Raw genomic sequence first — 20,659 nt, 5'->3', positions numbered from 1 at the left:
CCTGGTCTGAACAGCGGAGCTACTCCTACCCTCACTGTCATGTACACCACATCACGGGAAAGTGATGGATCCGCATGACTACCGCTCTCGACTCCCCCACCGCTTCCTTACCCGAACCCACATCCCCTCCGAAGGCCGACGTCCGGCGTGGCTGGGAGGTGTGGAAGTCCCCCGCGGACCAGCCGCGCTGGGCGCGCCCGGCGCTCCTGGCCGTCGCCGCCCTGGCGGCCCTGCTCTACTCCTGGAACATCACGACCAGCGGATACGCTCCGTTCTACGCCGTCGCCGCCCGCAGCATGTCGGAGAGCTGGGAGGCGTTCTTCTACGGCGCGCTGGACCCGGGCGCCACCCTGACCATCGACAAGCTCGCCGGATTCCTGTGGCCGCAGGCACTCTCCGCCCGCGTCTTCGGCTTCCACGCATGGTCCCTGACGCTCCCCCAGGTCGTCGAGGGCGTGGTCACGGTGCTCGTCACCTACCGGGTGGTGCGGCGCTGGTCCGGTCCCGTACCGGGTCTCCTCGCCGCCGGCATCATGACGCTGACCCCCGTGCTGGCGTCCATGTTCGGGCACTCGATGGAGGACGGCGCGCTGACCATGTGCCTGGTCCTGGCCGCCGACGCCTGTCAGCGGGCCGTGCTCGGAGCCAGACTGCTCCCCCTGCTGGCGGCCGGTGCCTGGATCGGGCTGGGCTTCCAGGCCAAGATGCTGCAGGCCTGGGTGGTCCTGCCGGCCCTCGCCCTCGCCTACCTGCTACTGGCCCCCGGACCCTTGCGCCGCAGGACCGGTCACGTCCTGGCCGCCGGCGCGGTCACGGCTGCGGTCTCGCTGTCCTCGGTGCTGCTCCTGACCGTCACGCCGGCCTCCGATCGCCCCTACGTCGACGGCACGACCGACAACAGCGCCGTCACCATGGTGTTCGGCTACAACGGCTTCAACCGTTTCTCCGACGACCTGGTGGAGGGCTCGGTCGACCAGATGACCGGCGCGGTCGGCACCGCGGGCGCCCCGCCGAACGCCGGTACCCCGGCCCCGGACCGGCCGGACGGAGCCGGCAGCGGCGCCGGCCCGTCCAACGACGGGTCCTCCGGCGGCGGCCCCACGCCGGGCAAGCTGCTCGGCAGCCGCTTCGCACCCGAGGTGGGCTGGCTGTACCCCCTCGCGCTGATGAGCCTGGCACTGGGTCTGCGCTGGCGGCGCACCACCCCGCGCACCGACAGGATCCGCGGCGGATTCGTGCTGTGGGGACTGTGGTTGACCGTCAGTGCCGGTGTGCTCAGCGCCATCGAGGTGCCGCACACCGCCTATGTGGCGATGCTCGCGCCCGCCTTGGCCGCGCTGTCCGCCACCGGCATCGTGATGTTCTGGCGCGCGTACCGGGACGGCCGCAGGACATGGGCACTGCGCACGGCGGTCGCGGCGGAGCTGGTGTGGAGCGTCTTCCTCTGCTTCCTCTACCCCGACTTCCTGCCCTGGCTGCCCTGGCTGCTCATGGCGGTGGGCGCGGGCGCGATCACGGCCCTGACCCTCGCCCACCGCAAGGGGCTGCACCGCGGGTGGCTGGCCACCGGCGGCCTGGTGGCCTCCCTGGTCACCCTGCTGGCGGCGCCCGCGGCCTGGTCGCTGTCGGTGCTCGATCCGCAGTACGCCGGCACCGCGATGGACGCCACGGCCGGCCCGTTCAACACGGGCGGCAGCGCGGTGCACAGGGCGGCGAACGTGGTGCACGGCAGCAACGCACCGCAGGGCACGGCCGCCGCCGAAGCCTCCCTGAACGAGTCCGACACGCTCACGGCCTCCCAGCACGGTCTGCTCCGTTACGCCGAACAGCACCGCGAGGGCGCAACGTTCGTCTTCGCCGCCGACTCCGCCGTCATGTCCTGGAACTACATCCTGGCGACCGGCGCGAAAGTACTGCCGATGGGCGGGTTCAGCGGCGGAGCCCCCACGCCCACCGTGACCGACGTCAAGCAGCTGGTCGCCGAGGGGCGGTTGCGCTACGTCGTCCTCGCCGCCGACGGCTGGCAAGGGTTCGCGCAGACCCAGGGGAAGGGCAACGCGGCCATCACCGGGGTGCGCTCCTGGGTGAAGACCGCCTGTACCGCCGTACCGGCCACCGCGTACGGCGGGAACAGTGCGGACACGCAGGGCACCCTCTACCGGTGCGGCGGTTGATGGCACACATGTCCGCGTCAGGCGTGCGGCCGGTCCGGGCCGCACGCCTGAGAGACCTCAGGTCGGGTCACTTGTCGTCCGGCTTCCGGTCCTCGGTCCGCACGCGCTCGTCCAACAGTTGCGCGAAATCCGTCCAGATCTCGGCATAGTGACGCGCGAGGCCCACCACCAGCGCTCCGCAGTGGCTCGGGACGGCGGCCATCAGTTCGTCCCACTCGTTCGCGGCGATCGCGTTCTGCCGCAGCAGCCGCAGCAATTGCCGACCCTCCTCTTTGTGGCGCAGCGAAGGATCACGAAGCAACTTTTCGAGCACGTTTGCGGGATCTGACGGGACAATGGGCAGGCGGCGGTCCGTCCCCCGTTTGGCGGCGGGCGGCGTCTGCGCCGAACTCGTCTGCGCCAAAGGGGATTTGACGCCTTCCGTCACCGGTGGCTGACCGGTTTCCAGCCGTCTGCGGACGTCGCTGACCGTCGCGGGCGAGATACCGGCGAGCCTGGCCACTTCACGCAGGGAGGCTTCCGGTCGTTCCGCGATGAGTTTGGCGGCCCGTTGTCTGCCGGCGACGCTGTTGAGCGGACGTACCTTGCCGTCCCTGCCGATGCGCGCGCTCAGGTGCGGTTCGCCCCCGGACGAGCGGCGACGGATGGCCGCCACCGTCTTGGCTCCCAGCCCGGCCGCCCGGGCGATCGCCCGGTCCGACAACTGGGGGTGCGAGGCGATGATCCGGGTGGCCGCGGCCCGGCGGTCGGCCAGGGAAAGGGGCAGCCCGTGCGAGATGTTCGCTTCCACCGCGTACAGGAACGCGTCCTCAGGAGTTCCGTCGAAGAACTCGACCTCGATCGTCTTCTGACCCTTGACCCGGGCGGCCAGCAGTCGGTGCATTCCGTCGATCACCCGCATGGTGAGCCGGTGAACGAGAATCGGAGGCAGTGCGGCGTCGATTTCCGCGAGCCGCGCCACATGTTCTTCGTCCTGTCCCAGTGCGCGAAGGGAATCACCAGGGAGAAGCACGGCGACCGGAACCGTGAAAGCGCTTTTCCTGGGGTTTATGGAATGTCTTGTCGCACCGATTAAGTCGGCACTTTCATCGGACGTTGATTCCAGCGCACGAACCGACTGAACCAAAATATTCACCCCGTTGGTATTCTACCTGCACATACCTTTCGGTCCGCTCAAGCGGACTTGCTCCCGTTCTCCCGTCAGGCCCCGCCGGCTCCAGGCGCACCAACACCCGCTCGTCCGGGACCACGGCGCGGATCGCAGGGGACCCCTCCACGCCCCACTGCCCTCCTCGCACACCGCAAGGCTCACTCACGCCATCGTCGCTGTTCCACTTCACGCCTGTCGACCGGCAGAACATCGGAAATTCACGTTGCCCGAGACTTGACGGGACGCGCCCGTCACTCCACCGGCGGGCAAACCACCAGGGAAGCCGCCCAGTCGACTCCGGCGCCCGAACCGATCCCCATCGGCGTTTCCGAAATCCACTGGCCGAATTCTGACCCAGAATTTAACGGAATTTCATATTCCCTTTCAGGAGGCGCTGCACGGCCCCCCGCTGGGCCGCGAGTCGCTCACACGGGATGCGATGACTACGATCCGGCGCAGGATCTCCGGGCAATGGGTTCGGATCTGTTGGGGGTCGGCATGATCAGTGGTCGTGGGGTGCACTTCGGCAGTTCGCACGGTTATGCATTCACCCCGCCCGACGGAGGCGGAGACTGCACCTATCCATGCGTGAACGGGATCCGGATATCGGACTCTTATGCACCGCTCGGCCCCCCGTCGGTTTTCGAGGGTGCGAGCGGTGAACGGGAGCCGAGGGCGTGAAGACCGTCACGGTCGTCGGAACCGGCGCCATCGGCACCTCCGTCGCGCTCGCACTGACCCGACGTGGCCTGACGGTCCATCTCGAGGACGTGAACACCACGGCCGTCAGGACGGCGGAGGCCATGGGAGCAGGTTCGGTCGGCACACCGGCCGAACGCGTCGACCTCGCCGTGATCGCCGTCCCCCCGACACACACCGGTTCGGTGCTCGAACAACTGCAGCGCCGAGGCGTCGCCCACGCCTATACGGACGTGGCCAGCGTCAAGACACGGCCGTACGACGACCTGCGGCTGGCGGGCGCTGAGCCGTCCAGCTTCATCGGCGGCCACCCGCTCGCGGGCACCGAGCGTTCCGGACCACTCGCCGCACGGGCCGACGTCTTCGAGGACCGGCCGTGGATCCTCACTCCGTCGGCGCGCACCGACCAATCGGTCCTGAACCGGGCGCTGGAACTCGTCTCCCTGTGCTCCGGAGTGCCGGTGATCATGGACCCGCTCGTGCACGACCGCACCCTGGCCCTCACTTCGCACGCGCCGCAGCTGATCTCCACGCTGATGGCCGCGACGCTGGTGGACGCGACGGAGGCCGACATCCGGGTGGCCGGACAGGGACTGAGGAACGTCGCCGGCCCGGGGGGCGGCGCCCCGGAGCTGTGGCGGGACATCTTCACCGCCAACGCGGACGCGCTGGCCGACGTCCTCGACGCCTATGCCGCCGACCTCGGCAGGGCCGTCGGGGCGCTGCGGGCCCTCGGTCACGTCGACGACGAGGTGCGCGAGCGGGCGGAAGGAGAGCTGGAGACCCTGCTCCGGCACGGTCACCGGGGGCGAGCCCGGGTCGCGGGACCGGCGTCGGGGGTGCCGGCCGAGGTCCGGCTCAGCGTGGCCTTGTCCGACCGACCGGGCACTTTGGCCCGGCTGTTCGGCGCCGTCGAGGAGCTCGGCGGCCGTATCGAGGACGTCCGGTTGGAGAACGCCCAGGGACTGCCGTACGGCAGCGTGTCGCTGTCCGTCCCGCAGACGTCGGTGGCGGACCTCTCCCGGAAGCTGCGGGCCGGCGGCTGGGCCACCCTCATGGTCGCTCTGCCGGACGCGCCACACCGTGCGACGCGTCCGGCAGAGTCCCGTGATCCGATTGCGGTCGAGGTCCGCACCGACGGGGCCGGGTGACCCCGTCGGCAAGGTGTTCAAATGGCGCGCGGCGTCAGTTGAACACCGGCGTACGGGTGGTGAAGCGCCCCGCCTTGGCGATGACGTCCGGGCTGTAGAGCCGCAGTGCCTGATGCAGCGCGAACTCCGCCATGTAGCCGCGGAAAGCGTCAGGGGACTCCTCCGCGAGGTTGAGCATCCGCCGGTTGGCGGTCACCGCCGGACCGCGCAGCCGTTCGGCGCTGCGCTCCACGGCCGCGTCCAGGTCCTCGTTCTCGTGAACCTCGTCGAACACCAGCCGCCCCTCGGGCGCGGCCGCCCGGATGCGGCGCCCGTCCAGGATCACCTGGCGGGCCAGGCGGGGGCCCACGGCCCGGGTCAGCCGGAAGTTGGCGGCGCCGGGCACGATGCCCTCCACCGCGGCCGGCAGGCTGAAGTAGGCGTCCGCGGCAGCCAGCACATGGTCGAACATCAGCAGGATCTGGGCGCCACCACCGATCGCGAACGTGTCGACGGCGGCGACCCACGGCTTGTCCACCGTGCGCGACCAGGGGTTCGCCGGGTCCTCCACCAGGACACCGCGGAAGATCTTGTGGATGTAGCCGAGTTCGCGCCGGAGCAGGAAGTCCACCAGGGAGATACCCCCGCCGTGCAGCGCCTTGAGGTTGATGCCGGCGCTGAAGACGCGCCGACCCCGGTAGCGGGGGTGGGTCATCTGCCCGCCCCGCAGCACGCAGACCTCGACCCGCGGATCCAGCAGGGCGAGATCGACGGCTGTCTCCATGTCGTCGATCTGCCGGTCGTCCTCCGCGTTCAGGCAGTCGACGCGGCACATGGTCAGGTGCGCCGCGCCGCCGGTGCGTTCCAGCCGCACCGAGCCGAGGTCGGCCGTGCCCGTCCGGGTGTACTCCGGCAGCAAACTCAGGGCGCGCGGGGTCGGACGGAGCATGGCGTCGAGCACATGGGGTCCGGCGCCGGGAGCACGCAGGAGCGCGCGGAAGAAGACGCCCTGGTCGACCTCGTCTCCCTCCTTCTCCGCCTGGGGCCGGGCCCGTTCGGTCGCCAGGCGGGCGGCGGTGGGCACCAGCCCGGGGAAGGCCGTCGCCGCGCTCGCGGCCAATTCGGCCACCCTCAGGTGGCGGGTGCGGCCCTCGGTGAGCTCGTCGTGCACGGCGTCGGCGTGCACGTCGAGAAAAGCGGTGCGCAGGATCCGGGTGGCGGTCTTCTGCCGCGCGGCGGCGTCCCGCTGTTGCGGTGAACGCAGCGACGGCTCGGGCAGGACCGCCAGCAAGTCCTCGGTGCGAGCGGCCGCCTCGGTGAGCGCGGTCCTCGCGGCCCCAAGGTCACCGCGTACGGCGTCGAGGTCGTGGCCGGCGAGGACGCCGGTGTCGGTCCCGGTCATGCCTCGGCTCCGACGGCGGAGCGGCGCAACACCCGGTCGCAGGCCGCGAGATGGACGCCGAGCGCCTCCTCGAAGCTGGTGGTGGGGGCGTCCAGCAGCAGCTGCCGCCGGATGGCGAGCTCACTTCCGCCGACGGCTCCGGCCCGCTGCCGTGCGACGGTGTCGGCGGCCTCGGGACTGTCCACCACCTCGTCGACGAGTTGCAGTGCCAGGGCGTCAGCCGCCTCGATGGGGGTGCCGAACAGCACCGCCCGGCGGATCGCGGCAGTGCTCGCGCCGTGCCGGGCCAGCCGGAAGAGGGCCATACCCGGCCAGGTTGCGCCGTCGTCCACGGGTACCGCCAGGCACGCCGAACGCGTCAGGACCCGGTAGTCGGTGGCCAGCAGCGCGTCCAGGGCCGCTCCCCCGCAGGCACCGTCGGCCACCGCGACCGTGGCGGCGGGCAGCCTCTCCAGGCGACGCAGCGCCTGCTCCCACTTGTTGACCAGCGCCACGGTCAGTCCCTGCGCCCACGCGCCCTCGGGCCGCCCGGAGACCTTGACGATCACCTTGGCGTGACCGGCCAGGTCCTCGGCCCGGTCGCAGGCCGCCGCCACGGCGGCGATCGTCTCGGCCGACAGGGGTCGGCGCCCGTCGATTCTCAGGACGTGGTCCAGGCTGTCCGCGTCGGCGTCAAGTGCGCTCGCGCCCACACTCATCTGATCCTCCGTCACCACTGCACCAGGGCAGTCTCGATGGTCGAACCGGGCCCCATGGTCATGAGGACACCGTGGTCGCCGGGCCGGGCCGCACGCTCCGTCAGCAGCCGCTCGTAGGAGAACAGGAAGGAGCTGCTCGACAGGTTGCCGTAGTCCCGCAGCACGCCGGTGGTGTGCCGTACGTCGTGGCGGGTCAGGCCCAGGTTGATCCGTACGGCGTCGATGACCTTCTTGCCGCCCGAGTGCACCAGCCAGTGGCGGACGTCGCTGCGGCGCAGTCCGGCGGCCCCGAGCAGGCGGTCGACGACCTGTTCGGCGTTGGCTCCGACGACGTAGGGGACATTCGGGTCGAGGTAGAAGCTGAACTTGCCCTGCCCGTCGTCCCAGTCGTAGCGCATCGCGTCGATCGCCTCGCTGATGAGGTGGCTGGCGAATCCCAGGATGCGCGGGCTGCCGGGGTCGGGCGTCACGACCGGCGGGCCGTACGCGGCGTCCGGCGGGTCGGCGACCAGGGCGATGGCGGCCGCCCCGTCGCCGAAGAGGCTGTTGACGACGGCGGTGCGCAGTGTGGAGTCGATGACGTACGCGGCCGAGCAGGCTTCGGTGCACACCATCACGGCGACCTTGCCGGGGTTGGCCACGGCCCAGCCGGCCGTGGCGTTCAGGGCGTTGAGCCCGGCGTTGCAGCCCATGCCGACGACGTCGACGCGGCTGGTGCCGGAGCGGATACCCATGGCGCGCATCAGGTGGGCGCTCAGGCCCGGGGTGAGAAAGCCGGTCGTGGTGACGCAGCACAGGTAGTCGATGTCCGCCAGGTCCAGGCCGGAGTCGGCCAGGCACGCCCGGACGGCCCTGGCGCCCATGTCGAGGGCAAGCCGCTTGTGCTTGGCGAGCAGTTCGCCCTGCGCCTCGGCCTGCGGTGTGCCGTCTGCGCCCCGGGGCGGCACGGCCAGGAAGCGGCGCTCGATCGCGCTGTTGAGGAAGACGGAGCGGACCTTGGGGTCGGTGATGGCGAAGAGGTCGAGGAGTTCGGCCTGCGAGTACGACTGTTCGCTGGTCGCGGTGCCGACGCCCGCGATCCTGGCGGTGCCGGTCGTGTTCTTCCCCGCAAGGGCGGGCGGTGCCAGGGGCGCTGCACCCGGAAGACTGGCGGCTCGGGTCATCGGAAGGTCCACCCCCACATACGGGTCTTGCTGCGCACGAGAAACTTCGGTACTAACACTTTTCTTCCTTCCCGGAGTCGGCCGGAGAGCCCATCGGAAAACCGATCGGGCAACAGTGGCAACGGCCCACTATGACGCGGGGAGGGTAAAGGCATCAACTGGCAGCGCGCCGTGTGGACTTTTGCATCGGAGGCCGCCATGGGATCCTTGCCGGATGCAGATGGACACCCCGCGCCTTCGGCTCCGGCGTTTCACTCACAGCGATGTAGAAGATTTCATCGCCTATCGATCCGACCCGGAGGTCGCCCGTTTTCAGGACTGGGAATTCCCGCTGTCCCTGGAGTCGGCGCACCGTCTGCTCCGCGCCTACTCCCGGAGCGATCCGAACGCGCCGGGCTGGTTCCCGTACGCGATCGAGGTGAAGGCCGACGGCCGCGTGGCGGGCGATGTCGCCGTGAACCGCCGGCGGTCGGGCCAGGAGGCGGAGTTGGGCTTCAGCCTGGCCCGTGACCGGCAGGGACAGGGGTACGCCACCGAGGCGGTCGCAGGTGTGCTGCGCGCCCTGTTCGCCGGGGGGTTGCACACGGCGGCGGCCGAGTGCGACGTACGCAACGAGCGTTCCGCGCGCCTGCTGGAGCGACTCGGATTCGTGTGCTCGGGGCAGCGCGCCGTGTTCGCCCGGGTCACGCGGGAACGCGTCGACATGCTGATGTTCGCACTGTCCGCTGAACGCTGGAACGCGCTCGGCGGACAGTGGGAAAGCGAAGCGTAAATACGTGCGGCGAAATCGTGTCACGCCGTCTGCGTCTTCACGAAGCGGGCCAGCCGCTCCATTCCGTCGGCTATTTCCTGGTGCGTCAGATAGCTCACGGAAAGCCGGATCTCGTCATCCCCTCCGCCCTGCGGATAGAAGTACGACATGGGTGTCCAGATGACACCGAATTCCTCCGCCGAGCGGGTCAGCGCCGCATTGTCCGCACGGAACGGCACCTGGACCGCGAGGAAGAACCCGCCGGACGGCTCGTTCCAGCGCACACCGAGCCGGGCGCGCTCGCCCGGTGGAAAACTGCGCTCCAGCTCCTGGAGCGTGACGCGCATCGCGTCTCCGTAATACGCGGCGGCCCGGGCGTTGAGTTCGGAGGTGCGTCCGTCGGCGGACAGCAGCATCCCCGCCGCGACGGCCTGGCTCACCGGGGAGGTGTTCACGGTCACCATGCTCTTGATCTTGGTGAGTTCGTCGGCGAGCAGTCCGGTGCGCCCCGCGTCGTCCACGACGCTCTGGTCCGCCACGGCGAAGCCGACCCGCGCCCCGGGGAACAGGGTCTTGGAGTAGGAGCCCAGGTGCACGACCCTGCGGTCCCGGTCCAGGGCCTTGAGGGTCGGCAACTGCCGGCCCGGGCTGACCATGCGGTACGGGGTGTCCTCCAGGATCAGCAGGTCCTCGCGCCGCGCGAGTTCGAGGAGTTCGTGGCGGGCGCTCAGCGGCATGGTGCGGCCGGAAGGGTTGGAGTGGTCGGGGATGACGTAGAAGGCACGGGGACGCCGTCCGCGGGCCCGTTCGGCACGCAGAGCGGCTTGCAGGCGGGCCGGGTCGAACCCGTCGTCGTCCTCCTCGACCGCGGTCACCTCGACGTCCAGCAGCCTGGCGGCCCCGGTGATGCCCACGTAGCACGGGCTGGAGACCAGCAGCGCGTCCTGGGGGCCCGAGATGAGGGCGCGGACCGCGAGGAACATCGCCTCCTGGCAGCCGACGGTGACCACGACGGACTCCGGCCCCACGGTGATGTCCTCGTCCTTGCGCAGCGAGTCGGCGATCAGCTCACGGATCTGGCCGCTCGTCGGGCCGTACTGGAAGAGCGCGGACCGCACCTGCTCGGGTGAGGCGCCGCCCTCCTCCAGGTGGTCGAGGTAGCGGCGCAGGTACCCGAAGATGTCCTCGGTGCGGAAGAAGCCGTCGTAGGGGCGGCCCGGCGCGAAGGAGATCGCGTCGGGGTAGCGGTGCGTGATCTCGTTGAGGAAGTTCATGGTGTCCAGCACCGGGTCCTGGAGGCTGCCGTGCAGTTCCGCCTTGAGCAGGCCGGCGCCCGCCGCGCGGCGCGGGGTGACCGGGACCGGCGGTTCGGTCCGGTCGGCGGCACCCACCAGGTGAGGGCCCGCCTGTGCGGCCGAGGCCGTCCCGGTGAGCGTCATTGCCTCGGTGAGCTCCTCGGCCACGATGTCCAGCACGCGGCCCACGCCCGACTCCCCGTGGACCGCAAGTCCGTGCAGGACGGGCCGCCCCAGCAGGACCGCGTCGGCACCCAGCGCGAGCGCGGCCAGAACGTCCCGGCCCCGCCGGACGCCGCCGTCGAGGAGGACCGGGCAGGCGTGGTCGACCTCCGCGGCGATCTCGGGGAGGACCTCCAGGGTGGCGGTCGCTCCGTCCAGTTGGCGGCCGCCGTGGTTCGACACGACGATTCCGTCGACGCCCGCCGCCAGGGCCCGGCGTGCGTCGTCGGCGGTCAGGATGCCCTTGATCAGCACGGGCAGGGAGCTGACGGAGCGCAGCCAGTCGACGACCGACCAGTCGAGGCTGTCGTCGAAGGCGGCCAGCGCGTGGTCGGCCGGGGACGAGACGTTCTCGCCGGGGAGGTTGGCGGGCCCGACGCCGGGCGGGAGCCGGAAGCGGTTGCGCAGGTCGCGCAGTCGCCGCCCGAGGCGGGGCGCGTCCACCGTGAGCACCAGCGCCTCGAAGCCCGCCCGTTCGGCGCGTTCCACGAGCGCCCGGGTCACCGCACGGTCCCGGAAGCAGTACACCTGGAGCCACAGCGGTGCGCAGGAGGCCTCGGCGATCTCCTCGAAGGTGCGCCCGGCGAAGGTGCTCACGACCAGGGGAACGCCGGCCCGTCCGGTCGCCCGGGCCGTGGCCGCCTCCCCCGCTTCGTGGACCAGCGTGTGATGGGCGATGGGCGCGACGGCGAACGGCGCCGCCCAGTTGCGGCCCAGGATCCGCACGCCGAGGTCCGGCCGGCCCACGCCGGTCAGGACGCGGGGCCGGAGCCGTACACGGTCGAACGCCTCGCCGTTGGCCGCCAGGGTCCGTTCCTGTCCGGCACCGCCCTCGATGAAGTCCCACGTCTCGGGGTTCAGCGCGGCTCGGGCCAGCTCGGCGTACTCGGCCAGCGTGTGCGGGCCCCGGACGGTGCCCGGGGCGCTCTCGGCGTTCACCCGGCGGCCAGCCGGTCACGTTCCACGGCCTCGTACAGCGCGCGGATGTTTGCGCTGCCGAACCCGCGTGAACCCTGACGCTGGATCAACTCATAGAACAGCGTGTTGCGTTCGTAGGGAGAACGGCTGAACAGCTGCAGCAGGTAACCCCATTCGTCGCGGTCGGCCAGGATCTGCCCGGCGCGCAGCTCGGCGATCTCCTCCCGCATGTCCGCGAACCGCTCGCCCAACAGGTCGTAGTACGTGCCGGGGGTGCTGAGGAACTCCACACCGCGGTCGCGGAACTCGCCGACCGCAGGGATGATCTCGCCGACCAGGAAGGCCAGGTGCTGGACACCGGGACCGCTGTTGCGTTCCAGGAAGGCGTCGAGCTGTCCGGGGTCCTTGCCGGGGTCCGGCGCGACGAGGGTGAACGTGACGTGTCCGGTGCCGCTACGGACGACCACGGAGTCCATCGCCTGCCCGCCGACGGCGACGTACTCCGAGGAGTAGCGCTCCATACCGAACGCGGCACCGTAGTAGTCGGCGTACTCGGTGAGACTGCCGCCCTCGACGCACACCGCGACATGGTCGAGCCGGCGGATCCGTCCAGCGGGTCCTGCCGGGGCCGGCGGCGCGGGGACCCAGCGGCGCCCGGCGGGCCAGCCGCGCGCCGCGGCGTCCGGATCATGGGCCACCAGGGTGTGCGTGACATCGCCGAAGCCCCGCACCACCGGGCTGCCGTAGGCCGGGCCGAGCGGTTCCGACCCGGCGGCGACGGCCCCGGCGAAGGTGGCGTCCACGTCGTCGCAGGCCAGGGCGATGTCGGCGATGCCGTCCCCGTGCTGGTCGAGGAACTTCCACGTTCCCCGGCCCGATGTGACGACGAGGTCGGTCTCACCCTGGCGCAGCAGGATGGAGCTGCGGTCGGCCTGCACGCAATCCGCGACGCGCGTGAAGTCCATGCCATCGACGAAGTAGTCGACGCAGGACAGTGCGTCTTTGGTGTACAGCTCGACGTGCGCGATGTCGTGCGCCGTCATGGACGTACCTCCTGAGGGACTGGGGATCCGGGCTGTCGATCGGCTACCAGCGCCATTCCTGCTGGCCGTAGAGGTGTCCTGCCTTGATGCCGCGGTCCTTGCACCAGGTCATGAACTCGTCGATCTGCTTGATCTGGTACGTGTCCTCGTTGTAAGTCGTCGCCATGACGTGGCCCAGCCAGGACTCCTCGCCCATGGCGTAGACGTACGCCTCCTTGGCCCCGAGTTCGACCATGATGTCGGCGGCCTGCGCGGCGTTGGAGCCCGACAGCTTGCGGGAGTTGCTCATCTTCTTGGTCACGGGCTTGGTCAGCAGCGCCTGGTAGAGCCAGGTCAGCGGGGCGCCGTCGCACTCCATACCGAGGAAGGCGATGTCGGCGGTGCCGAGGTGCGCCTTCACGTACCGGTACAGCAGCGGGTCGATGCCCGAGGAGTCCGCGCCGACGAAGACCTTCTTGCCGGCGAACTCGGCCCAGTATGTGGACTTGCCGCGGATGTCGAGGTCGCAGTGCTCGCCGAGGAAGGGGGTGGCCGTGACCTTGCCGCCCGGGAAGGCGACCTCGTCGAAGTCGTCGACCTCGATGACCGGGAAGCCCTGGTACTTCAGCATCAGCGCCATCGACGGGTCGGCCAGGTTGCCGCGCGAGGAGCGCGGCAGGACGACCGCGCCGACCCGGCCGCGCAGCTGGAGCAGCGTCTCCAGGACGATGTGGTCCTGGTGGCCGTGGGTGATCAGCACCAGGTCGATGAAGTCGGGCAGGTCGTCGAGGGTGTAGCGGTCGCCGGCGGTGTTGTCGGCGCTGATGAACGGGTCGGTGACGATCGCCGCTTCGGGGGTCTGCAGGACCAGACAGGCGTGTCCGAAGTAGCGGATCCGGCCACCGCTGTCGATGTGGCGGTCCGCGGAGAGGGCGGGCTGCTCGCTGAGCATCCCGGACAGCTGCTTCGTCTGCTCCTCGTCCAGCTCCAGCGCCTCCCGCAGGTGCCCCAGGGTGGTGGGGTGCACGCGGGTCCTGAACAACTCCTCCAGGCCGGCGTGCCGGAACGGAATCGGCAGCTCCAGGACGTCCGGGGACGGCAGCCGCGGGGTGCTGAGGATGAACGGGCGCTCGATGCCTGTCTCGAAGGACAACTGCACCGACTGGCGCGACTCCTGATAGATGCTGCTGCGGTAGGCCAGCGGCTCCAGGAACCGCATCTGTGCCTGGTTGTCGGTGTCGTAGGCCAGTTCCACCAGGCCGCCCAGTTCCTGGGGCAGCTTGGGGTAGAGCGGCGTGAGATCGAAGCCGGTGGCGTTCGCCCGCAGCAGTTCCTGCCCCTCGGCGATCGCCTCCGCGAAGCGGAGCATCTCCGCCCGCTCGCGCTTGATGGTGGCGAGCAGGTCGCGCACCTCGCCGGCGCGCTCCTCGGGGATGTTGATGAAGTATCCGCCGCGTAGTTCGGGGTTGTGGCTGGCCGCGACGTGGACCTTCGGGGACTGCAGGTATGACTCCAGCAGCGGAACCTGGAGGAAGGCCAGGTTCATCGCGGCCTGTATGGGAGCCAGGGTGTGCGGCCAGACGTAGAACCTGTCCACGAGCGGCTCGACGATGACCTTGGACCGCAGATACAGCTGCTCTTCAGCCATGTGCTTGCCGCCTCCAGGAGAAACCGAACGACATCGAGGAATACGTGAGGTGGAACGACCACTGCAGAGAATCAGCAGACTCCCCGGAAAGACAACCGTGATTGGCTCTGTTCAATTGCGGCACTCGGGCCCGGTGGAAAGGGGGCTAGGAGCGGGCCGTCCCGGCGATGACTTCCTCGAGGACGGCCATGGCGCTGGTGAGTTTCATGCGGGCCTGTTTCCAGGCGATCGAGCGGGGCCCTTCGAGGACGGCTGCCGAGACCTCCTCGCCGCGGTGTGCCGGCAGGTCGTGCATGAATTTCGCGTCGGGCCAGCGGTCCATGAGACGCTCGTCGACGTGGAACGGCTGGAAGACGCGGCGCCAGTCGGGGTCCGGCTTGACAGTGCCGGTGGTCTGCCAGCGGGTGGTGTAGACGACGTGTACCTGGTGCGGGAGTTCGTCGAGGTCATGGACCTGTCGGACGCTTCCGCCGACTGCGGCCGCCTGCTTGGCGGCGTCGTCGAGGATCTGCTGGTCGAGTCCGTAGCCGGGTGGTGTGGCAAACGTGACGTCGCAGTGCGGCAGGCGGGAGAGCCCGTGCGCGAGTGCCGACGCCGTGTTGTTTCCCTCCCCCACGTACAGCACCGTCAGGCCGTCCAGTGCTCCGAATTCCATGAGCATGGTGGCCAGGTCGCAGATTCCCTGTGTCGGATGCTCCTCCGTGGCCATCGCGTTGATGACAGGAAGGTCGCCGGCGCGGGATATCTCCCGCAATTCCCTCAGGGGTCCGGCCGTGCGTGCGACGAGTCCGTCGAGCATGGATCCGAAGACGCGCCCGGTGTCCTGAAGCGTTTCCCCGGTGGCAGTCTGGAGGTCTCCGGGACCGTACAGCAGCGGAAATCCTCCTAGTTTGACGGTGCCGGCGCTGAATGCGGTTCTGGTGCGCGTCGACGTCTTGGTGAACAGCACCCCGACAACCTTGTCGCGCAGCGGACGGTCGTGCGCCGACTCGTCGTGGAACAGCTCCCGGGACCGGGACGCGAGGCGTTCCAGGTCCTGCCCGGTCAGGTCGGACAGCGTCAGCAGTCCGCGTTCCCTTGCGCCCATGATTCTCCGTTCTTGAGGGGCCTCACCCCCACGCTTCGGCAGGGTCCGCCCCGCCGGGGGCTGTGACGCCGCCGATCCGGGCCGCTGTGATGCCGTGGGCCGCCCGCCAGCCGGGGTGGTAGACAGTGCTCAGGTACCGGTCCGCGCCGTCGGGGCACAGACAGACCAGCTCGTGCGTGTCGGGGTCCTCGCCGAACAGCCGCAGTGCGGCGGCGACGGTGGCTCCGGAACTGCCGCCGACGCCGATCCCGGCGTGCTCGGACAGCCACAGGCAGGCCGCGATCGCGTCGCCGACATCGACGTACTGGGCCTGCGCCCTGTCCGCGGGCAGGAAGTACGACGGGCAGCTGGCCCCGATCCCGGACAGCAGGCGCCGGCCGGGCGGTGCCCCACCGAGGGCGGCGGAGCCGTGCACGTCGACCCCGACGAGCGTCCAGGGGACGTCGGTCTCGGCGACGTACCGGGCAAGCCCGGCGAGGGTGCCACCCGTGGAGACGGGCACCAAGAGAGTCGCGGGGCCGGGAACCTGCTGTCTGAGTTCGGGCGCCGTGGTGGCGAAGTGGGCGCGGGGGTTGGCTTCGCTGCGGTACTGGTTGGTCCACACGAGTCCGGGACGGGTGCGCAGTTGTTCCCGGACGTGCCGGATGCGATTGAGAAGATAACCACCTGAGGAATCCGGTTCGTCGACGACCGTGACCCGCGCGCCCAGTTCACGAATGCGGTCCACGAAGAAGGAACTGGTGCGGGGATCGACGACGGCGTTGAAGGGAATTCCACGCTCCTGGCATTCGGCTGCCATCGCGACACCGAGGTTCCCCGACGTCGATTCGATGATGCCGATGTCCTTGTCGATGCGGTCGGCCACGTCCTCGATGAGAAAGACGGCGATGCGGTCCTTCAACGAGCCCTGGGGATTGTGCGATTCGAGTTTCAGTCGGAGCCTGCGCTCGACTCCGTGCACGGTCACGGCGACATCCACGACCGGAGTGGTCCCGACCGGGGGAAGTGCCGGGTGCGGAGAGCTCACCGCCCTCATGTCGCAAACCTGTCAGCCGACGGCCTCGGACATTTCCACGACGACGAGGCGACCGGTTCCCTTGAGCGTGGCCAGGTCGATGTCGGCGATGCAGCGCACCGGGTCGTCGTTGAGGATCAGGGTGCCCTCGACGTGGACGGTGCCGGCGCCCTGCTCGAAGTCGGCCGCGCCCAGGTCGGTCGCCTCCTGGTCCAGGCGGATGCCGAGGTCGGTGCCACCTCGGGTGTCGGTGAACTTCACAAACACGGTGCCGATGTCGGTGAGCCGGGTGTGCAGCTCCTCCAGGGTGGGCTTGGGGCCGCCCACCTCCACCGGCTGTGCGTCGCTCAGGCGTTGCGTCAGCTCATCCATGGCAGCCTCTCGTGGGCTCAGTTCTGCTCGGACTCGGCGTAGGCGAAGGCGAGGTCCTCCGGAATGCGGAACTTCAGCGTGGTCTCGCAGAATTCGCGCCACTCAGGAGTGTCCTCGGTGAACAGCCTCTTGTCCTTGTCGACGCCGACCGGGCTGATCAGAACGGTCAATTCGTCGCAGAGGAACACCGTGGTGTCGTCAGTCATCTCGCGCTCTTCCGGCTGTGCTCCGGCCGCCCAGCCCGGAAAGCGACGCAATTCACCCAGCAGGTAGGACTTGCAGTACTTCCTCACCGGAACCTCCGAAAGCGAGCCGACGGCGAACACGGGCACGCGCAGCATCGGGGAACCGGAAATGAGGTTCGTCGGAATGCCGCGAAACGTGTTGTCGCGTGATTAGGCGCTCTCAGCGTACGGCAACGGTGCCTGCTCATCCACAAATCCCGGTGCGGGACGGCCGGTTCGCGTGTTCAACCGCATCCTGTGCGTCGGTTGAACACGCGAACCGGTGGTGCGGTGCTCGGGGTTCGGCGTCCTTGGCCGGTTGCCCGTCACGCGTCCCGGGCGCGCAGCAGCCAGGCGCCCGCGGCCAGGGCGCCGGCGGCCCACAGGGCCAGCACGCCCAGGCCCTTCCAGGGGCCGATGGGCAGCTTGCCCAGGTCGATGGTGCTCTGGACGGCGAGGCCCGCGGTCATCGGGGAGATCTGCTGCAGGTGGCGCTGCCAGTCCGGGTCGGCGACCACCTGGGCGAGAATCGGGAAGACGAACAGCAGCGCCAGGACGATGCCGATGGCGGTCGCGGAGTTCCGTACGACCATCGCGATGCCCAGGCTGAGGAGACCGATCAGGGCGAGGTAGAGCACCGAGCCCACGGCGGCCCGCAGGGTGGGCCCGTCGGCCAGCGACAGGGCGCTGTAACCATGTGCCTCGGTGAACCCGCGGTCCGGCTGGACGATGCGCCCGGTCAGCAGGGACGCCAGGACGGCGACCGTGCCCGCCGCCAGCATCACCGCGGTGAGGACGGAGGCCTTGGCGCCCAGCACGGTGAGGCGGCGTGGCATGGCCGCCAGGGTCGTCTTCATCATGCCGCTGCTGTACTCGTTGCCCACCATGAGCACCGCCACGATGGCGACGACGACCTGCCCGACCATCACCCCGGTCAGGCTCAGCCGGGCCGGGTCCTCACCGCAGCCCACAGCATCGCAGCGGGAGGTCATGGCCACCGCGGCGCCGACCGCCACGGTCAGGGCGACCACACCCAGCACCAGCCAGCCGTTGCCGGCGTCGGTGCGCAGCTTGGTCCACTCGGCGTGTCCGGCCCTTCTCATACGTCCCTCCGGCGCAGCAGGACCACGGCGGCGGCGAACGCCACGGCCGCGTAGGCGCACAGCACGGCGAAGCCGGACCAGGGCGCCAGCGGGAAGTAGCCGGAGCCGGGCGCGTAGACGGTGACGACCTGCTCGTAGCGCGCGACGCTCTGCTGGATGGCGAAGCCGGCGGCGGGGGTGACCCGCAGCAGCCATTCGGAGGCGCCGTCCGGCAGGATCGAGGCGGTGGCGAGGAGGTAGGGCAGCACCATCCCGACGACGACCACGGTGATGGCGACGGCGCTGCGCCGCAGGATGGTGCCGACGGCGAGAGCGAGAACACTCGCGACGGCGAGCAGCAGGCCCGTGCCGACGACGACCCGCAGCTCGGTGCCGCTCGGCACGGTCAGCACCGGGAAGCCGTTCGACTCCGACCGCTGTCCACCGAAGGGCACCATGACGGCCGCGGAGACCAGCCCCACGACGAACCCGACGCTGCCCACCACGAGTGCCTTGGCCACCAGGACGCGGCCGCGGCGCGGGCTGGCCGCCAGGGTGACGCCGATCAGGCCCCGCCGGTACTCGACGGTGATGTAGCCCGCGCCGACGACAACCATGATGATCAGCCCGGCGAAGGCCCCGACGAGGAAGTTCTCGATGGTCCGCACGCCGCTGGTGGCGGGCCCGCCCACGACCGGCGCGATGTCTCCGGCGCCGGTGACGGTGAAGCCGCTGCCCGACGCGACGGCCTGGCCCTTGGTCGTCTGGCTGTAGCTCCCGGAGGTGCCGGCGCCGTCACCGACCTGGCGCTGCTGCCAGTTGCCCGCGCTCCACTGCCCGCCGAGGTCCACCCGGTCGAAGGCTCCGGTGGCCACGGCGGGGGCGAAGCCGGTGCCGGTGCCGGTCTTCTCCTCCACCGACGGAGAAGTCACGAACAGCCCGACCTGTGCGGTCGCCGACAGTCCGGACAGCCGAGCGCTGCCGACCTCGGTCCACTTGGCGCCGTCCGTCGACTGATAGCCGGTGACGGTGTCGCCGGAGCGCTGCAGGCGCAGCCAGACCGGCTGCTCCCGGGTGGCCTGGCCGGCCGTCCCCGCGATGTCGTGCGTGTAGTCGTACTGCATGCGCACGCCGTGCGCGCCCGTCAGCATCATCGCCGCGTACGCCGAGCCCTGGTCCAGGCCGTCCTTGACGATGATCCCGGCCTTGGCCCAGGGGGCGAGACCGGCCCGGCTGCTCTTCGGGTCGGTGGCGACCACGCCGGTCAGCGAGGACACGGACACCGTGACGGTGCCGTCGCCCTGGAGCGGCTGGTGCACGAAGTAGAAGCTGTCGTTGACCGCCTGGCCGCCAGGACCGACCGGCAGCGCGGAACTGCCGTCCGGGCCCGACTGGTTGCCTGCGGCGGTGGCCAGCAACCCGACCAGGCAGATGACCAGGACGGCGCCGGCGCTGCTCGCCACCCAGCCGCGCACGGTGCGGAACTTGGTCCATTCCGCGTGCAGCAGCCGTACGAAGCCGCCGCGGTCCGAGCGGGCGGCCGCGCGGGGCGGGGTGAGGGTGGAGGTCATCGACCGGCCTCCTCGGGCATCATCCCGTGGTACTGCACGGCATCCCGGGTGAGTTCCATGTAGGCCTCCTCCAGTGACGCGCGGTGCGAGGAGACCTCCGAGAACGGCACCCCGTGGGCGCCGAGCAGGGAGACGACGTTCTCGGCCGCCATGCCGGTGACGCTGAGGGTGTCCGTGCCGGTGGAGCTGACGGTGGCGCCGGCGCGTGCCAGCACCGTCATGGCGTCGTCGCGGGCGGACGTGCGCAGCGTGACCCGCCCCTCGGACATGGACTCCAGCAGCTGACGCACGCTCATGTCGGCGAGGACCTTGCCCCGGCCGACGACCACCACGTGGTCCGCGGTGTCCTGGAGTTCGCTCATCAGGTGGCTGGAGACGAGCACCGCCCGGCCCTGAGCCGCGAGGGCGGCGAGGAAGCCCCGCATCCACATGAAGCCCTCGGGGTCGAGCCCGTTGAACGGCTCGTCCAGCATGACGACCGGCGGGTCGCCGAGGAGGGCCGCGGCAATGCCGAGCCGCTGCCGCATGCCGAGGGAGAACCCACCGGCCTTGCGCTGGGCGACGTCCTGCAGACCGGCCTGGCGAAGCACCGCGTCGACCCGGGCGGCGTTGAGCCCCTGCGAGTGGGCCAGCCACAGCAGGTGGTGGCGGGCGGAGCGGCTGGGCTGCACAGCGGCGGCGTCCAGCAGCGCCCCGATGTGCTTCAGCGGTGTGCGCAGGTCCCGGTAGGGGCGTCCGCCGACCAGGGCGGTTCCCGTGTCCGGCCTGTCGAGGCCGAGGATCACCCGCATCGTGGTGGACTTCCCGGCGCCGTTCGGACCGACGAAGCCGGTGACCTGACCGGGCCTGACGGTGAACGTCATCCCGTCGAGCGCCTGGGTGCTCCCGAAGCGCTTGCGTACGTCACTGACCTCGATCGTCGCTTCCGACTCATCGATCGTCTTCTCCATGGTGAAAACCCTAGAGAGAACGGGGTCGGCGGTCGTCACGGCACAGAGCCAGCTTTCACGGCGCCCGTGTGAGGGAGGGACGACAC

At 70.2% G+C, this 20,659-nt stretch carries 17 protein-coding genes; 3 read left to right on the top strand and 14 right to left on the bottom strand.

What is annotated here, in order from left to right:
- Window positions 1-74 precede the first annotated feature (74 nt).
- Window positions 75-2,174 carry a glycosyltransferase family 39 protein gene (locus M2157_RS46895; protein WP_280868533.1) on the top strand — a complete coding sequence of 700 codons (2,100 nt, stop codon included), beginning with the start codon at window positions 75-77 and terminating at the stop codon, window positions 2,172-2,174.
- Window positions 2,175-2,241: 67 nt separating this feature from the next.
- On the opposite strand, the gene M2157_RS46890 is transcribed toward M2157_RS46895, so the two are convergent.
- Entirely contained in the window at window positions 2,242-3,135 is an 894-nt protein-coding gene (locus M2157_RS46890) for a helix-turn-helix domain-containing protein (protein ID WP_280868532.1), read from the bottom strand.
- A gap of 866 nt (window positions 3,136-4,001) precedes the next feature.
- On the opposite strand from M2157_RS46890, the gene M2157_RS46885 reads away from it, so the two are divergent.
- On the top strand, window positions 4,002-5,174 hold the full coding sequence (locus tag M2157_RS46885; RefSeq protein WP_280868531.1) for a prephenate dehydrogenase: 1,173 nt from the start codon (window positions 4,002-4,004) through the stop codon (window positions 5,172-5,174).
- A gap of 34 nt (window positions 5,175-5,208) precedes the next feature.
- On the opposite strand, the gene dpgC is transcribed toward M2157_RS46885, so the two are convergent.
- The 3 genes from dpgC to dpgA are packed head-to-tail and all read right to left on the bottom strand — an operon-like array spanning window position 5,209 to window position 8,416.
- Window positions 5,209-6,555 (bottom strand): (3,5-dihydroxyphenyl)acetyl-CoA 1,2-dioxygenase DpgC, encoded by a 1,347-nt coding sequence (gene dpgC, locus M2157_RS46880; RefSeq protein ID WP_280868530.1) that lies wholly within the window; start codon window positions 6,553-6,555, stop codon window positions 5,209-5,211.
- A complete protein-coding gene (gene dpgB, locus M2157_RS46875; RefSeq protein ID WP_280868529.1) occupies window positions 6,552-7,253 on the bottom strand; it encodes an enoyl-CoA-hydratase DpgB in 702 nt (233 codons plus the stop codon). Before dpgB ends, dpgC begins: the two co-directional genes overlap by 4 nt.
- Window positions 7,254-7,264: 11 nt before the next feature.
- Window positions 7,265-8,416 carry a 3,5-dihydroxyphenylacetyl-CoA synthase DpgA gene (dpgA, locus tag M2157_RS46870; RefSeq protein WP_280868528.1) on the bottom strand — a complete coding sequence of 384 codons (1,152 nt, stop codon included), beginning with the start codon at window positions 8,414-8,416 and terminating at the stop codon, window positions 7,265-7,267.
- A gap of 214 nt (window positions 8,417-8,630) precedes the next feature.
- Between dpgA and M2157_RS46865 the strand changes: the two genes are divergently transcribed.
- Window positions 8,631-9,188, top strand: a complete 558-nt coding sequence (locus M2157_RS46865; protein ID WP_280868527.1) for a GNAT family N-acetyltransferase — start codon at window positions 8,631-8,633, stop codon at window positions 9,186-9,188.
- A 20-nt stretch (window positions 9,189-9,208) separates the two neighbouring features.
- On the opposite strand, the gene M2157_RS46860 is transcribed toward M2157_RS46865, so the two are convergent.
- From M2157_RS46860 to M2157_RS46815, 10 genes are all read right to left on the bottom strand, one after another.
- Window positions 9,209-11,623: an aminotransferase class I/II-fold pyridoxal phosphate-dependent enzyme gene (locus tag M2157_RS46860; protein ID WP_280868526.1), complete on the bottom strand. Its 2,415-nt coding sequence runs from the start codon at window positions 11,621-11,623 to the stop codon at window positions 9,209-9,211.
- The gene (gene hppD, locus M2157_RS46855; protein ID WP_280859393.1) at window positions 11,620-12,645 is read right to left on the bottom strand and encodes a 4-hydroxyphenylpyruvate dioxygenase; all 1,026 of its coding nucleotides are present in this window, start codon (window positions 12,643-12,645) and stop codon (window positions 11,620-11,622) included. The genes M2157_RS46860 and hppD overlap by 4 nt, the downstream gene beginning before the upstream one ends.
- A 43-nt stretch (window positions 12,646-12,688) precedes the next feature.
- Window positions 12,689-14,272: an MBL fold metallo-hydrolase gene (locus tag M2157_RS46850; RefSeq protein ID WP_280868525.1), complete on the bottom strand. Its 1,584-nt coding sequence runs from the start codon at window positions 14,270-14,272 to the stop codon at window positions 12,689-12,691.
- Between the two features lie 145 nt (window positions 14,273-14,417).
- Complete coding sequence (locus tag M2157_RS46845) at window positions 14,418-15,359, bottom strand: ornithine carbamoyltransferase (RefSeq protein ID WP_280859395.1); 942 nt, start codon at window positions 15,357-15,359, stop codon at window positions 14,418-14,420.
- Window positions 15,360-15,381: 22 nt separating this feature from the next.
- Window positions 15,382-16,395, bottom strand: coding sequence for a pyridoxal-phosphate dependent enzyme (locus M2157_RS46840; protein ID WP_280868524.1), 1,014 nt, complete (start codon window positions 16,393-16,395; stop codon window positions 15,382-15,384).
- Between the two features lie 12 nt (window positions 16,396-16,407).
- A complete protein-coding gene (locus M2157_RS46835) occupies window positions 16,408-16,746 on the bottom strand; it encodes a hypothetical protein (protein ID WP_280859397.1) in 339 nt (112 codons plus the stop codon).
- A 17-nt stretch (window positions 16,747-16,763) separates the two neighbouring features.
- Window positions 16,764-17,087: a hypothetical protein gene (locus tag M2157_RS46830; RefSeq protein WP_280859398.1), complete on the bottom strand. Its 324-nt coding sequence runs from the start codon at window positions 17,085-17,087 to the stop codon at window positions 16,764-16,766.
- Between the two features lie 209 nt (window positions 17,088-17,296).
- Window positions 17,297-18,073, bottom strand: coding sequence for an ABC transporter permease subunit (locus tag M2157_RS46825; RefSeq protein WP_280859399.1), 777 nt, complete (start codon window positions 18,071-18,073; stop codon window positions 17,297-17,299).
- Entirely contained in the window at window positions 18,070-19,623 is a 1,554-nt protein-coding gene (locus tag M2157_RS46820) for an ABC transporter permease subunit (RefSeq protein ID WP_280859400.1), read from the bottom strand. The genes M2157_RS46825 and M2157_RS46820 overlap by 4 nt, the downstream gene beginning before the upstream one ends.
- Complete coding sequence (locus M2157_RS46815; RefSeq protein ID WP_280868523.1) at window positions 19,620-20,573, bottom strand: ATP-binding cassette domain-containing protein; 954 nt, start codon at window positions 20,571-20,573, stop codon at window positions 19,620-19,622. The genes M2157_RS46820 and M2157_RS46815 overlap by 4 nt, the downstream gene beginning before the upstream one ends.
- Window positions 20,574-20,659: the final 86 nt, after the last annotated feature.

Source organism: Streptomyces sp. SAI-127 (genome assembly GCF_029894425.1).
Lineage (GTDB): Bacteria > Actinomycetota > Actinomycetes > Streptomycetales > Streptomycetaceae > Streptomyces.
This window is presented reverse-complemented; position numbering and strand designations above follow the sequence as displayed.